This window comes from Acidovorax sp. 106, from assembly GCF_003663825.1.
In the GTDB taxonomy this organism is placed as follows: Bacteria; Pseudomonadota; Gammaproteobacteria; order Burkholderiales; family Burkholderiaceae_C; genus Acidovorax.
Window position 1 is genome coordinate 1 of the sequence record NZ_RCCC01000001.1, and the last position, 12891, is coordinate 12891.

General features: G+C 63.6%; 13 protein-coding genes and 1 pseudogene. 4 read left to right on the forward strand and 10 right to left on the reverse strand.

The features are described from left to right. The 3 genes from C8C98_RS22195 to C8C98_RS22205 form a co-directional block, all read left to right on the forward strand. On the forward strand, positions 1-522 hold a 522-nt coding region (locus tag C8C98_RS22195; RefSeq protein ID WP_370450285.1), incomplete at its 5' end, for an AAA family ATPase. Further along, complete coding sequence (locus tag C8C98_RS22200) at positions 422-697, forward strand: Lon-insertion domain-containing protein (RefSeq protein ID WP_370450287.1); 276 nt, start codon at positions 422-424, stop codon at positions 695-697. The genes C8C98_RS22195 and C8C98_RS22200, both read left to right, overlap by 101 nt. Then, a complete protein-coding gene (locus tag C8C98_RS22205) occupies positions 586-1482 on the forward strand; it encodes a S16 family serine protease (protein WP_370450289.1) in 897 nt (298 codons plus the stop codon). The genes C8C98_RS22200 and C8C98_RS22205 overlap by 112 nt, the downstream gene beginning before the upstream one ends. A 106-nt stretch (positions 1483-1588) precedes the next feature. Here the strand turns inward: C8C98_RS22205 and C8C98_RS00010 are convergent, their stop codons facing one another. The 7 genes and pseudogenes from C8C98_RS00010 to C8C98_RS00035 form a co-directional block, all read right to left on the reverse strand. Continuing rightward, the gene (locus C8C98_RS00010; RefSeq protein ID WP_370450290.1) at positions 1589-2215 is read right to left on the reverse strand and encodes a glutathione S-transferase family protein; all 627 of its coding nucleotides are present in this window, start codon (positions 2213-2215) and stop codon (positions 1589-1591) included. A 114-nt stretch (positions 2216-2329) separates the two neighbouring features. Next, entirely contained in the window at positions 2330-2749 is a 420-nt protein-coding gene (locus tag C8C98_RS00015) for a YkvA family protein (RefSeq protein ID WP_370450291.1), read from the reverse strand. Between the two features lie 171 nt (positions 2750-2920). Beyond that, positions 2921-3608, reverse strand: a pseudogene (locus tag C8C98_RS21945) (transporter). 363 nt (positions 3609-3971) lie between these two features. Further along, complete coding sequence (locus C8C98_RS22210) at positions 3972-4220, reverse strand: hypothetical protein (protein WP_199726627.1); 249 nt, start codon at positions 4218-4220, stop codon at positions 3972-3974. 78 nt (positions 4221-4298) lie between these two features. Further along, complete coding sequence (locus tag C8C98_RS21840) at positions 4299-4739, reverse strand: alpha/beta hydrolase fold domain-containing protein (protein ID WP_199726532.1); 441 nt, start codon at positions 4737-4739, stop codon at positions 4299-4301. 181 nt (positions 4740-4920) lie between these two features. Beyond that, positions 4921-5688 (reverse strand): coniferyl-alcohol dehydrogenase, encoded by a 768-nt coding sequence (locus tag C8C98_RS00030; protein WP_121452639.1) that lies wholly within the window; start codon positions 5686-5688, stop codon positions 4921-4923. Positions 5689-5908: 220 nt separating this feature from the next. Further along, positions 5909-7384 carry a benzaldehyde dehydrogenase gene (locus C8C98_RS00035; RefSeq protein WP_121452640.1) on the reverse strand — a complete coding sequence of 492 codons (1476 nt, stop codon included), beginning with the start codon at positions 7382-7384 and terminating at the stop codon, positions 5909-5911. Positions 7385-7658: 274 nt separating this feature from the next. Here C8C98_RS00035 and C8C98_RS00040 point away from each other — a divergent pair, with 274 nt between their 5' ends. Continuing rightward, complete coding sequence (locus C8C98_RS00040; protein WP_121452641.1) at positions 7659-9590, forward strand: sigma-54-dependent Fis family transcriptional regulator; 1932 nt, start codon at positions 7659-7661, stop codon at positions 9588-9590. 191 nt (positions 9591-9781) lie between these two features. Here C8C98_RS00040 and C8C98_RS21475 read toward each other — a convergent pair whose 3' ends face one another. From C8C98_RS21475 to C8C98_RS00055, 3 genes are all read right to left on the reverse strand, one after another. Beyond that, positions 9782-10786 (reverse strand): hypothetical protein, encoded by a 1005-nt coding sequence (locus C8C98_RS21475; RefSeq protein WP_147436313.1) that lies wholly within the window; start codon positions 10784-10786, stop codon positions 9782-9784. Positions 10787-10900: 114 nt separating this feature from the next. Beyond that, positions 10901-11863, reverse strand: coding sequence for an IS1595 family transposase (locus C8C98_RS00050; RefSeq protein ID WP_121452643.1), 963 nt, complete (start codon positions 11861-11863; stop codon positions 10901-10903). 173 nt (positions 11864-12036) lie between these two features. Continuing rightward, positions 12037-12759 (reverse strand): SDR family NAD(P)-dependent oxidoreductase, encoded by a 723-nt coding sequence (locus C8C98_RS00055; protein WP_199726533.1) that lies wholly within the window; start codon positions 12757-12759, stop codon positions 12037-12039. Positions 12760-12891 lie beyond the last annotated feature (132 nt).

Genomic DNA, 12891 nt, shown 5'->3' on the forward strand with positions numbered 1-12891 from the left:
TCATCGTCGAAGACAACCCCCAGCACCGCAGCCTGTTTTGGCAGCATCGAGGCGCACAGCGACGGCGACACCCCGCACGCCGACTACACCGGCATCCGCGCAGGCAGCCTGCTGCGCGCGCATGGCGGCTTCTTGTTGCTGCACCTGCACGACCTGACGACCGAAGAAGGCCTGTGGGCCCGCCTGCGCCGCTTTCTGCGCTGCAACCGCCTGCACATCGACGAGTCTGGCAGCAACAGCAGCGGCGCACCCGTGGCCCTGCAACCCGAGGCGGTGGCCGTGAATGTGAAGATCGTGCTGATCGGATCGGTGGACGAGTACTACGCCCTGCAAGACGCCGACCCCGACACCGCCCGGCGCTTTCGCGCCAAGGTGGACTTTGTCGAGCGCTTTGCCGCCAGCCCCGCCACGCGCCAGGCCAGTGCATCTTTGTGGCGCACAGCTGCAAACGCCGGGGCCTGCCCCACTTCAGCGCCCCCGCCGTGGCCTTGCTGCTGGAGCAAGCCCCCGCGAAGCCGATGACCAAGGCCGCCAAAGCGCCCAGTTCGCTCACATCGAGGCCCTGCTGATGGAAGCCGCCACCCTGTGCCAAGCCCGCAGCGGCGCCTTGGTAGAGCCTGCCGACGTGCACGCAGCCCAACACGCCACCAACTGCGCCACAACTACCCGGAAGAGCAACTGCACGAATCCATCGTAGAGGGCGAGCGCCTCATCACCTTGAGCGGCAGCGTCACCGGCCAGATCAATGCCCTGACCCAGATCGACCTGGGCGACTACCGCTTCGGCTTTCCGGTGCGCATCACCGCCCGCACGTTCGCGGGGCAGGAAGGCCTGCTCAACATTGAGCGCGAGGTGGACATGTCCGGCCCCATCCACGACAAGGGCGTGCTCATCCTGCACAGCTACCTCACCGCGCTGTTCAGCCACGTAGCCCCCCTGGCGCTGAATGCTTCCATCGTGTTCGAGCAGGAGTACAGCGGCGTAGAAGGCGATTCGGCCTCGTGCGCCGAGCTGTACGCGCTGCTGTCGAGCTTGTCGGGCCTACCCCTGCGCCAAGGCATTGCCGTGACCGGCGCACTGAACCAGCATGGCGAGGTGCTGCCCGTGGGCGGCATCAACGAAAAGATCGAGGGCTGGTTTCGCGCCTGCGCCACAGCAGGACTGGATGGGACGCAGGGCGTGCTCATCCCGTCACGCAACCAGCGCCACCTGATGCTGCCACGCGAGGTGCTAGAGGCCGTGCCCCACGTCTACACCGTGGGCCATGTAAGCGAGGGCATTGCACTGCTCACGGGCGAAGCCTCTGGCATGGCCCCCGGCGCCCTGCCTCCAGACCACGCCAGCGCACTCGAAGAAACCGTGCTCAGCCGTGCCGAGCAAACCCTGCGTGCCTACCGACGCGCCTGCCAAAGTGCAGGGCACACGCGCCGGGGCCGCACACGTCCAGCAGCGCGGTGGGCACACAAGCCTGGCGCAGACTGATACCAACCAGCGCGCCCCCAAGCGAAGCAGGCTTGGTTGGTAGCAAGGGGCACGGGGGTTACGCCCCCAAACCCAGCCTGCCACCGGCGGGGCGAAAGTGGCCGCCCTACCACTTGGGCAAAATGCGCTCGCCCGGCAAAATCTCATACGGCACTGCCCAACCCGGCAGCTGGCGCAAGCGCTGCAGCCATGCATGGATGTGCGGGTAGCGCGTGGCCACGTCGTAGCCGCTTTCCTCCACCGGGTAGAACAGGTAGCCGCACAGCGAGAAGTCGGCAATCGTGGGCTGCTCACCCACCATGAAGGTGCGGCCCTCCAGGTGCTTGTCCACAATGCCAAACGCGTTGTCCATGCGCCCCTGCAGCCAGGCCATCAGTGCGGGCTCGGGCGGTGTGGCACCAAAGGCCTTCATGAAACGGAACGTGGCGAAGTAACTGGTGAACTTGTGGTTGTCGAACAGCAGCCAGCGCAGCACCTCCAGCTTGTCGTCCTCAGACTCCCCCAGATACGCTGGCGCATGCCTTTGGGCCAGATAAGTCAGGATCACCCCCGACTGCGTCAGGCTGCGCTCACCATCCTCCAGCACCGGCGCCTCGCCCATGGGATTGGTCTGCTCGCGCCAATCCGCCGTGCGGGTCATGCCGTTCATGAAGTCCACAAACACGGGCTCCCACGCGCCACGCCCAGTGCCCGTAAAAAGAACGCCACCTTGTACGAATTGCCAGACTGGCAAAAGCTGTGAAGACGGTACATCGCACACTCCTCCTTGGTATCCCAAAGGGGCAGGCCATCTGCCCCGGGCTGAGCAGTGTCACAAAAAATCGCCACAGGCGCCGAGCACCTGACATTAGCCCTCAACCCAGCGGCCGCAACCACATCCACAAGCGGCCCCCGCGGCCAGCCACAAAGCCACCACCAGCACGGCCCCTGCCATGCTGCGGGGCTTGGCGCCCTTGGCCTGCATCCAGGCATCGGCCTGGCCACGGCAATCGGCCAGCACATCGGGCGGTAACAGCCGCAAGGTCAGCCAGATCAAACCAGGCAACAGCAACACATCGTCCACATAACCCAGCACGGGAATGAAATCGGGGATCAGGTCAATCGGACTCAGCGCATACGCCACCACAAACAGCCCAAGCGCCTTGGCATACCAAGGCGTCTTGGGGTGCTTGCCAGCAAACCACAGGGTTACCCCATCGCGCTTGACGCGCTTGGCCCAAATCTTCAACGTGCTGCCGATGCCCATGCCAATCTTTCGATGTGCCAACGGGCACAGCTCCCATGATGTACCACGCTTGGATCCAAAGAGAGGTCGCCTGCCTCGCACTTCAGCAACGCAGGGGTTGCAAGCAAAGCCCCATCAAAGCGCATGACAGCACATACAGAGCGCGTGCACACCCAGGCCCCAAAGCCAGGCCCTCGGCGTGCATCAATGAACTCAGAACGGCACTGTGGTGCGCAGCCAAAACGCCGAGCCCTGCGCACGGTTGCGTGCGCCAAACTCTTTTTCGACCTTGGCGGTGATGAGCCAGCCCTTGTCGTTGGCGTAGCGGATGGACGGGCCTATGGATTGGCTGCGCCCGCGTGCGCCGGACACCACCGCGCCATTGAGCTTGTCGTCACTCCACTGCCGGTAAACATACCCGCTCACACCCACAATCCAGCCGCCCCCCAGGCCCCAGCCCAGGGCGTAGTCGGCAATGAACTCGCGCCCTGAGCGGTAACCCGTGTCGTCGTTGGTGCGGTTGAAGTTGAGCGTGGCCTTCACGTCGGCGTTCAGGCCATGCGGGTCCATCCACGTCACCACGCCAATGGGCTGCAACGAGAGGTAATTGCGCCCGATGTTGGCCTGGCGGTTGCGGTCGTACGCGCCGGTGGGCAGCACGGCGTCCAGCCCCGCCACCGTGTGCAACTTGGCCGAGTGGTGCCAGGCAACCACCGCCCACCGTCACATCGCCCAGGCCAGTGCGCGAATCGCTTGCGCCCCCGGCACGCACCGAAAGGTCTACCAGCGGCAAGATGGTGTGGGCCGCCAGATTGCCCCCCAGCAACTCTACCGGGGTGACCAGATGTGCGCGTCCGCCGCACGTTGGCCCGCACCTTGAAGCCGGGCACAGGCACGGCATCGCCTTGCGCGTCGTTCACCCGCGTGGCGGTGTAACGGTTCAGGTACTCCAGCACATACAAGCCGGGCGGTGGCGCTGCCCCTTGCGGTGAAGTTTCAGTGCCGACGGGTAGGTGGAGCCCCCGCCCTCGGTGGCAAAGACCCGGTGCACAGCGTGCCGGGCCAGTGCCAGCCAGTGCCAGGCGGCGTGTGCTGGAGGATGGTGTGTTTTTTGTCCGATGTTTCATGGTGCTTGTCTCCTTTTTGTTGTGTGAACAGTTTTTTCAGGAATGCCCGACCAAAAGGCGCGCAGGCTCGCTCCCCGGCCTTGCCGGTGCGGCCGATGCGTCGGCCCTTGGGGTCGTTGGGCTGAGGGTGCGCTGCGCTATGCAGCAGCCGCCACCGCCGTGCGCTGGTGGCGCTGCGATGAACCGGCCCGCTTGCTCCAGCGAAGCCAGTGCTTCATCCAGCACGGGGCGCAAACAGCTGCCAAGCAATGCACCATGCCCGTCCCCACACGGTGCAGTCCGCTTCCACACCCCGCTGCTTTCAGGCGCGCGGCCATGGTGACGGCGTCGTCGCGCAGGCGCTCCTGGCTGCCCACCTGCAGTTGCACGGGCGGCAGCCCTTGCAGGTTGGCGCTGTAGAACGGTGTGACCCGTGGGCGAACGCACGTCGCCGCCTGGCACGTACATGGCGTTGAAAAAGCCCATCAGCTCGCGCGTGATGAACGGGTCGTCCACGGTGTGGTGGGACCCGCCTTCCGACGCCATGTCCAGCGCGGGCGACAACGCCACGATGGCCGCAGGCAACGGCATGCCCAGGTCGCGGGCACGCACTGCCCGTGGACAAGGCCAGGTTGCCCGCCCGCCGAGTCGCCCGCCAGCACGATGGCCGACGCGGCGTAGCCCTGGGCCAGCGCCCACTCGTACGCAGCCAGCGCATCGTCGTGCGCGGCGGGCGCGGGGTGTTCCGGCGCCAGCCGGTAGTCCACATTGAGCACCGGCGCCCCGCTGAACTGCGCCAAGTACGAGCACAGCGCCCGGTGCGACGCCAGCGAGCCAAACACAAAACCACCCGCGTGGTGGTAGATGACAAGCCTGCGCGCATCGGCATGGGCCGTGCTCAGGCAACTCGGCCGCCATAGTGCCACCCGCCCCGTTGGGGATGTGCAGTGTGCGGACGGGAAGCCCCTGGGCCATAGGCATCTGCGAATTGCTGGCATCAAACCACGCGCGCAACTGCGCGGGGGTGGCTTGCGGTGGCGGCGGGTTTTGCGTGGCCATCTGCAAGATGGCCTGGAGCTGTTGTGCGGACATGTGCGGGCCCTTCGATCACAGGTAGGTGGAGGCGAGTCCGCCATCCACAGGCAGGTTGATGCCGCTCACCCAGCGGGCCGCATCGCTGCACAGGAAGGCGATCACCGGCGCCACTTCGTCGCTGAAGGCCGGGCGCTTCATGCGGTGGGCATCCTTCTCCACGCGCTCCTGGCCCAGCATCTGCACAAAGTCGCCCAGGATGGGCGTGAACACCGGGCCGGGGGCCACGCAGTTCATGCGCACACCGCGCTCCATGAAGATCTTTTGCGACTGGGTGTACGTCCACACAATCAGCGCTTCCTTGAAGTACTGGTAGCAGGTCTCTTGCGGCACGGGGTGCGCAGCCAGCCACTTGGCGCCCTCTTCAAAGCTGGCGGTGGCCCCCAGGGCGCGGTGGGGTTCCAGGCGCTGGGGCCACTCTGCCCCCAGGATGGAGGCAATGTTGACGATGGAACCGCCTTCGCCCATGCGCTCCAGCACGCGGTGCGTGAAGTGGCGCAGGCCCAGGTAATTGACGCGGCCGACCAGCTCGGCGGGCGATGTGCCGGGCACACCCGCAATATTGGCCAGCGCATCCACCTTGGCGGGCAGCCGTGCCATAGCGGCGTCAATCGCCGCAGGATCACCCAGATCTATGGGCACAAAGCCGTCGAGCGTGAGCGTGGGCGCATTGCGGTCCACACCAATCACGCGGGCGCCCTGCTGGCGGGCGAGCTTGGCAAAGTCAGCGCCGATGCCGGAGCAGCAGCCGGTGACGACGATGGTTTTGTTGTTGAGGGTCATGAAAGTTGTCTCCTGCAAATGTTGTTGTGGTGCGAGGGGTGAGCGCGGCGCTTCGACAAGCTCAGCGTGAACGGGCTGGGGGTGCTCCGTCGAACGGGCTGGCGCGCCTTGAGCAGCGTCTTGCCATCCCCCAACCGTTCGGGCTGAGCCTGTCGAAGCCAGGGTACGGAGCCCGCCCTGCCTTTGACAAGCTCAGGCGGAACGGGAGGTTGATGCGCTGTCAGAAAGGAAACGCGGGTGGCGCATCCTTCACGGTGATCCACTGCCACTGCGTGTATTCGTCCATGTCTGCAGGCCCGCCCACACTGCTGCCATTGCCCCCCAGGCCAGGGCCGCCAAAGGGGTTAATGCATTCGTCGTTCACCGTCTGGTCGTTGATGTGCACCATCCCCGCACGCAGCCGCTGGCCCAGCGCCAGGGCGCGGCCCACGTTGGGGCTGATGACGGCAGCCGCCAGCCCACCCTGGCTGGTATTGGCCAGTTGCACAGCTTCGTCGTCGGTGCGGAAGGTGACGAGGTTGGCCACCGGGCCAAAGGGCTCTTCGTCAAACGAACGAATGCCAGGCTTGACACCCGAGAGCACCGTGGGCTTGTAGCAAAGGCCCTCAAAGGTGCCACCCGCTTCGAGCTTGGCGCCCTGGGCCACGCTGTCCTTGATCACGCTGTCAAAGTGCCGCAGTTGCTTGGCGTCGATCATCGGCCCCAGGGCCACTTGGCCGCTGGCGCCATCGCCCACAGGCAGGTGCGTGGCCTTGCCCACCATGCGCTGCAAGATGGCTTCGGCAATCGACTCGTGCACCAGGATGCGGTTCGATGCCATGCAGATCTGCCCCTGGTGGAACCACGCGCCAAACGCGGCAGCACTGGCTGCGGCGTCCAGGTCGGCGTCTTCCAAAATGATGAGGTTGTTGGCGCCGCCCAGCTCCAGCGACACCTTTTTGAGGTGCTGCCCCGCCAGCGCGCCAATGCGGCGGCCCACGGCGGGCGAGCCGGTGAAGGCGATCATGGGCACGCGCTCGTCCACCACCAGCGCCTCGCCCGCCTCGGCATCGCCGGGCACCACCTGCAGCAAGCCCTTGGGCAGGCCCGCTTCTTCAAACACGCGGGCCATCATGAAACCGCCGCTCACCGGCGTGCGCGTATCGGGCTTGAGCACCACCGCATTGCCCAGCGCCAGCGCGGGGGCCACAGAGCGCAAGCCCAGAATGAGCGGGAAGTTGAACGGCGAGATCACCCCCACCACACCATGCGGCACGCGCCGCGCCATCGACAGGCGCCCCGGCGTGCTGGGCAGCACCTGGCCCTGGGCCTGCATGGGCAAAGCTGCTGCCAGCTGGCACAGCGTGATGGCCTCGCGCACCTCGTGCTGGCCCTTGGGCACGATACCGCCGGTTTCGCGGGCCACCGTCATGGCCAGCTCGTCAAAGTGCTGCTCAAAAATGCTGGCCGCGCGGTGGAACACCGCCGCACGCTCGCGCGGCCCCGTGGCCGCCCACGCGGCCTGCGCTTGCTGCGCCCGGCCAATGGAGGCCTGCATGTCTGCCGCACTGGCAATGCCCACGCGGCTGAGCACCTGGCCCGTGGCTGGCTCGACCGCATCACGCGCCGTGCTCAGCGCGGTAGACCACGCACCATCAAAGGCCTTGCCCGCCCACAGGCGGTTGTCCAGCAGGCCTGGTTTTTCTGAAACACCCATCGCATTGCTCCTTGGTTGAAATCAAAACCCACCGCATGGCTGCAGCGGTGTGGACTGAAATTGCAACGGGCATACCAGCCACCGGGGCCACGGCACCCCCAAACGCCCGAAACAGGGGCTTTTTGAGAGGGAGCGCTACGGACTTTCCCTAGGCAAAAAAACGGCTGGCGCGGGCGATTTTTTGCCGCCAAATAGTTACCATTCATCATCAAATGCGTCCATCACAATGGATCAAATGATCACTTTTTGATGAACTTTTGGTGAATCCACGCCCATGCCCAAACGCCGCATCTCTCTGGCCGACCTGCACCGCAACGCCGTGGGCCAAGGCCAGGCCTTGCTGGGCACCGTGCCCGCCGCAGCCCCCCGTGCCCTAGGCGGGTTTGACACCCACGGCATCAGCCAGCACGCCCACCCCACGGTGGCCGACATCAGCGAATGCCTGTTCTTCTCGCCCGGCGACGGGCGCATCTGGCTGCAAGACCAGCGCATGGTGCTGGTGCACACCGAGGCGCTGGGCTCGCTGCGGCGCGAGCTGATCGACAGCATTGGCCTGGACAAGGCACGCGGCCTGCTCACCCGCGCGGGCTACGTCAGCGGCGCGCGCGATGCCCGCCTGGTGCGCCAGCAGTGGCCCGATGCCGAGCCCACCGCCGCCGCCATGGCCGGCACCCGCCTGCACGCGCTGGAGGGCGTGGTGCAGGTGGAGGTGGTGCACGCCCGCTACAACGCCGAGCTGGGCGACTACGACGGTGAATTCCTCTGGCACAACTCCAGCGAAGACGACGAACACATCGCCGCCTACGGCGTGGGCGGCTCGCCCGCGTGCTGGATGCAGGTGGGCTACGCCACCGGCTACGTCAGCACCTTGTTTGGCCGCATGATCGTCTTCCGCGAGGTGGACTGCCGCTCGTCCGGCGCGGCGCACTGCCGCGTGGTGGGCAAATCGGCCGAACTGTGGGACGACCCCGAGCAAGACCTGTTCTATCTGAACGCACAGGACTTTGTGGGCACCCCGCCCGCAACACTGCCCACCTCCATGCCAGAAGGGGCGCAGGGCAAGGCCCGCACCACCTACCTGGGCGTGCCACCGGGCAAGGCGGCGTCAGGCAATGCAGGCACCGCCGCTGATCCCACGGCAAACGCCACCATGGTGGGCGCCTCATCCGCCTTCAACGCCGCCTGCCACATGCTGCAGCGCGTGGCCCCCACCGCCGCCACCGTGCTGTTCACCGGCGAATCGGGCGTGGGCAAAGAGATGTTTGCCAGCATGCTCCACCGCATCAGCCCGCGCAGCAGCCAGCCCTTTGTGGCCATCAACTGCGCGGCCATCCCCGAGACGCTGGTCGAGAGCGAACTCTTTGGCGTGGAGCGCGGCGCCTACACGGGCGCAGGCACATCGCGCCCTGGCCGGTTTGAGCGCGCCCACGGCGGCACCCTCTTCCTTGACGAAATCGGCACGCTAAGTTTGGTAGCCCAAGGCAAACTGCTGCGCGCCCTGCAAGAAGGCGAGGTAGAGCGCGTGGGCGGCACCCGCACCGTGCGCGTAGATGTGCGCCTGGTGGCCGCCACCAACGTCAACCTGCGCCAGGCCGTGCGCGAAGGCACCTTCCGCGAAGACTTGTTCTACCGCCTCAACGTCTTCCCCATCCACCTGCCCCCACTGCGCGACCGGCGCGACGACATCCCCCTGCTGATGAGCCACTTCCTGGCCCACTACCAGCGCAAGCACCAGCGCCAGGTGCCCGGCTTTAGCCAGGCTGCCGTGAAGGCGATGTTTCATTACCCCTTCCCCGGCAACATCCGCGAGTTGCAGAACCTGATTGAACGGGCGGTGATCTTGGCGACGGACGGCGAACCAATTGAGCCGCACCACCTGTTTGCGGGGGGTGAGCAAAGTGGCGGCGGGGTGATGTCGCTGCACTTGCAGGGGAACAGCGGGGGGACGTTGCATGCGCAGGGGGTGGCGGGGGTGGGGGCTGCGGTGCAGGTTCCCCAATCCACTGCAGCAGCGAGTGCGCGGGCTGGTGCGGCGCTAGCGCCAGCCGCTGAGCCCGTGGTGGCGCCGCTGCACCAGGCGGAGGAGCAGATGCTGCGGCAGGCGTTGCAGAGTGCGGGGGGGAATGTGGCGCTGGCGGGACGGTTGTTGGGGATTAGCCGCGCGACGATGGCTTATCGGGTGAAGAAGTTTGGGATTGGGAAATAGTGAATCACAGATTCAGCCTGTTAAAACCATAAAGCATCTGGACATATTTCATCAAAACACATCCAGCAATACAGAAATATGGCAAAAATTGTCCAACCAACCCATATTCAAGACCGCGTGCCAACAGTAGGGTTGTGCAGGATAGATGAACCTACAATTCCCACCATTCGCACACAGCGCCTTCAGCAATATTAATCCGATGGCTTTTCAGAGATTGTTATGGCGAACCCGATTTGAGCTAGCCACAAAGGAATATTTTGTTCATTCACAGCGAATGCTGGTTCAGCAGACAAACCACTGAGAACACCAACCAAATAAAGATGGTTAACCTCTTGAGCAGCACGGTTGAATCCATGCTTTTCGAGCAATGCCTCCCAATCTTTGAAAGACATTTTTTTCCCTACATAACCTAGCTTATAGATGAGCAAAGTCGCTGCCATCGTCTCTTCGCGTAACGGACTCTCAACAAAGCGGGCAAGCGGAATATTAAATTTGGCATCCTCATTGGTAGACCACGGCCATTTGACTCTCTTTCCATCAAAAGTCACCAGTGCATTATTTGAAGCAGCCATCAAATCCAGTTGAATTCCGATAGCTTTAGCTTTCTCTTCCGTTGATTTTCCATTGAAATCGAATGGTTTTTTGGGCGGGGGAGCCTTGAGCTTTTTAATCTCATCCTCAAGCTCATTTTCCCTTTTCTTCGATAATTCAAGGGCCTTGGCCTGCTCTTCAGTACGCTTGGCGAAATTCTCAAGTGATTGGACTGTTTCTGCTTTTTCTGTCTGCCACTCTGCCCTCTGTTTAATCATCACCGAGCGAAGGTGGAGAGCCTCTTCAGAGGAAAGCGTGCGAACTTCTGTTGCACTAAAAATGGCATCACGAGTACGGTTCAAATTTTTTTCGTGATCGGCAGCAATTCTTCTGAGTAGCGGAGGAAGTAGATAAATCCATGTAAGTGCTATCCCAAGAGGAATTAGAGAGCCGTGGATTAGCCAGTCTAATTGCTTAGGAAAGAGGTAATTATCGATATAGCTGATTTTGGCTTTCCAGCCCCCATCGCCGCTGCCCAAAAAAACCAAAAGTAGACGAAAGTTCCAAATTGCCCAAGCCACTACAAATGCACTCACAAGTGGGTTGCCAAATCGCTCTCTCACTGTTTGAAATATTCCCAGCACAAAGGTCTTCGCGTCGTCCATGTTCTACCCTCCTAGTTACAAATTCTAGGCCCACTGGAGGATCAGAGGGGTCAGGTCTGCACTTCACCCCTAGCACCCGCTCGCATCGAAAAACCCCCAAGCCAAATTGCCTGATTAGCTACTTACCTCAGATACCCGCAGCACTTTCAAAGGCAGTGGCCCAGCAGTCACCAAGGCTTTCAACAGCCTGGGCAGCATGGCAGGCAGATCAAAGCGGCGGTTGAATCGCCAGCAGAACTCGGCCAAGTAGCGCTGTGCATACCTGGTATGGTCAAACGAGTGATAGGTGCCCGCCATGCTGGTCTTGAGGTTGCCCAGCAAGGTGTTCACCCAACGCAGCTGAGGTGTCTGTGCCCCCTTGCGCCCACCGCCAGTCACGTAGCGCTCATGCGTAGCCTGCGCCTGCTGCACTTGCGCAAAGGCCCGAGTGCCGTCGCTGACCACGTGGCAGCGCGCCGCTAGGTGAGCCTGTGCCCATTGCCGCATGTGCTCGTTGGTGAAGTCCGCCACAGGTGTCAGGCACATGTACAGGGGCCGGCCATCGGTGCTGGTCTGCACCGCAGCGACGAAGGCCGTCTTGTTGGCTGCGCGGCGCCCGCCGTTGATGTGTCCTGCCCGCTCGCCCCCAAGGTAGGCATCGTCAATCTCCACCCGCCCTTGCAGCAGGTAGCGCGCATCGCGCTGGGCCATGGCCTGCATCAGTTTGTGCTTCATCAGCCATGCCGTTTTGTAGGACACGCCCAACTGGCGCTTGAGCGCCAGGGCGCTGATGGCATTCTTGTTCTGCGTCAGCAGGTACATGGCCAGGAACCACAGCCTCAGGGGCACATGGGAGTGTTCCATTACAGTGCCCACGATGGAGGAGCTTTGGTAGCCACAAAGGAAGCACTCCCACAGCAGTCGACCCGTGCCATTGCGGGTGTGAAAAAAGCGCTTGCAGCCGCAGTGCGCGCACCGCCAGCCCAAGGGCCATCGTGCGCCCACCAGGGCCTGCTCGCACTGCTGCTCGCTGCAGTAAAGGCTCTGAAACTGAGGCAGTGACAGGCCCCGTTGGAACTGGATCGCGTTGATGGACATCGCTTGCTCCTTGGCGCCGAGAACTCGGCATGTCCGTTGGAGTCCTGCGCCTAGGCTTTGTTCTGCTCACTCTGAGATATGTCGCTAATCAGGCCAAATTGCCCTCCAGCGCTTAATAGACAGTCGCATGCAGTATCAAAACGATAGCAAACTCCCTGCACGTACAAGAGCAGCTACCACGGCAGCTTGTCCCCGCTGTACGCATAAAACCCGCCCGTGTCCTCCACCGGCAAGCCATCCAGCACCCGCAGCATGTCCGCCGCTGTGTCCACAGCCGGGCGACCAATTTCCGCGCCGTTGAATGGGGCCGACAAGGCCGAGTTGACGGTGCCCGGGTGCAGCGCCACCAGCACGGCCTGCGGGTGGGTGCGGGCTACTTCGATGGATGCGGTTTTGACCAGCATGTTGAGCGCGGCCTTGCTGGCGCGATAGCTGTACCAGCCGCCCAGGCGGTTGTCGCCAATGCTGCCCACCTTGGCCGAGAGCACGGCCAACAGGGTGCGCCCCTGCTTGGGCAGCAGCGGTGCAAAGTGGGCCAGCACCAGAGCGGGGCCGAAGGTGTTGGTGCGGAAAGTGGCTTCCATCTGCGCGTAGTTCAACTGGCCCAAACGCTTTTCGGGCATGCCGTGGGGGCCGTGCAGCAGGCCTGCGGCGTGGATGATGCAGTGCCACGGGCCCTGGGCATTGAGCTGCTGGGCGGCGGCGGCAATGGTGGCTTCGTCATCCAAGTCCACCGCAGGGTGGGTGTTGCGGCCCAGGCCCACGGCCAGGGCACAGCGTGGGTCGGACTGCAGGTGGGCGAGGAAGGCGCTGCCGATGGCACCGGTGGAGCCGATGACGAGGGCGCGGTAGCCGTGGGGCAGGGATTGCAGGGATGGCAGGGATGGGGTGGACATGGTCGAAACCTCTCTGGGTCAGTGTCTGTATTCAAACAACCACCGTTCGGGCTGAGCCTGTCGAAGCCGGGGCACGGGGGTGGCCTTCGACAGGCTCAGGCTGAACGGGTGGGGGGTGGCGATGCAGCCCTT

Bases quoted from the DNA above. Each gene is read 5' to 3' on its own strand.
- C8C98_RS00040 (WP_121452641.1), top strand. From the start codon at position 7,659: ATGCCCAAACGCCGCATCTCTCTGGCCGACCTGCACCGCAACGCCGTG.
- C8C98_RS21475 (WP_147436313.1), bottom strand. From the start codon at position 10,786: ATGGACGACGCGAAGACCTTTGTGCTGGGAATATTTCAAACAGTGAGA.
- C8C98_RS00030 (WP_121452639.1), bottom strand. From the start codon at position 5,688: ATGACCCTCAACAACAAAACCATCGTCGTCACCGGCTGCTGCTCCGGC.
- C8C98_RS00050 (WP_121452643.1), bottom strand. From the start codon at position 11,863: ATGTCCATCAACGCGATCCAGTTCCAACGGGGCCTGTCACTGCCTCAG.
- C8C98_RS00035 (WP_121452640.1), bottom strand. From the start codon at position 7,384: ATGGGTGTTTCAGAAAAACCAGGCCTGCTGGACAACCGCCTGTGGGCG.
- C8C98_RS00055 (WP_199726533.1), bottom strand. From the start codon at position 12,759: ATGTCCACCCCATCCCTGCCATCCCTGCAATCCCTGCCCCACGGCTAC.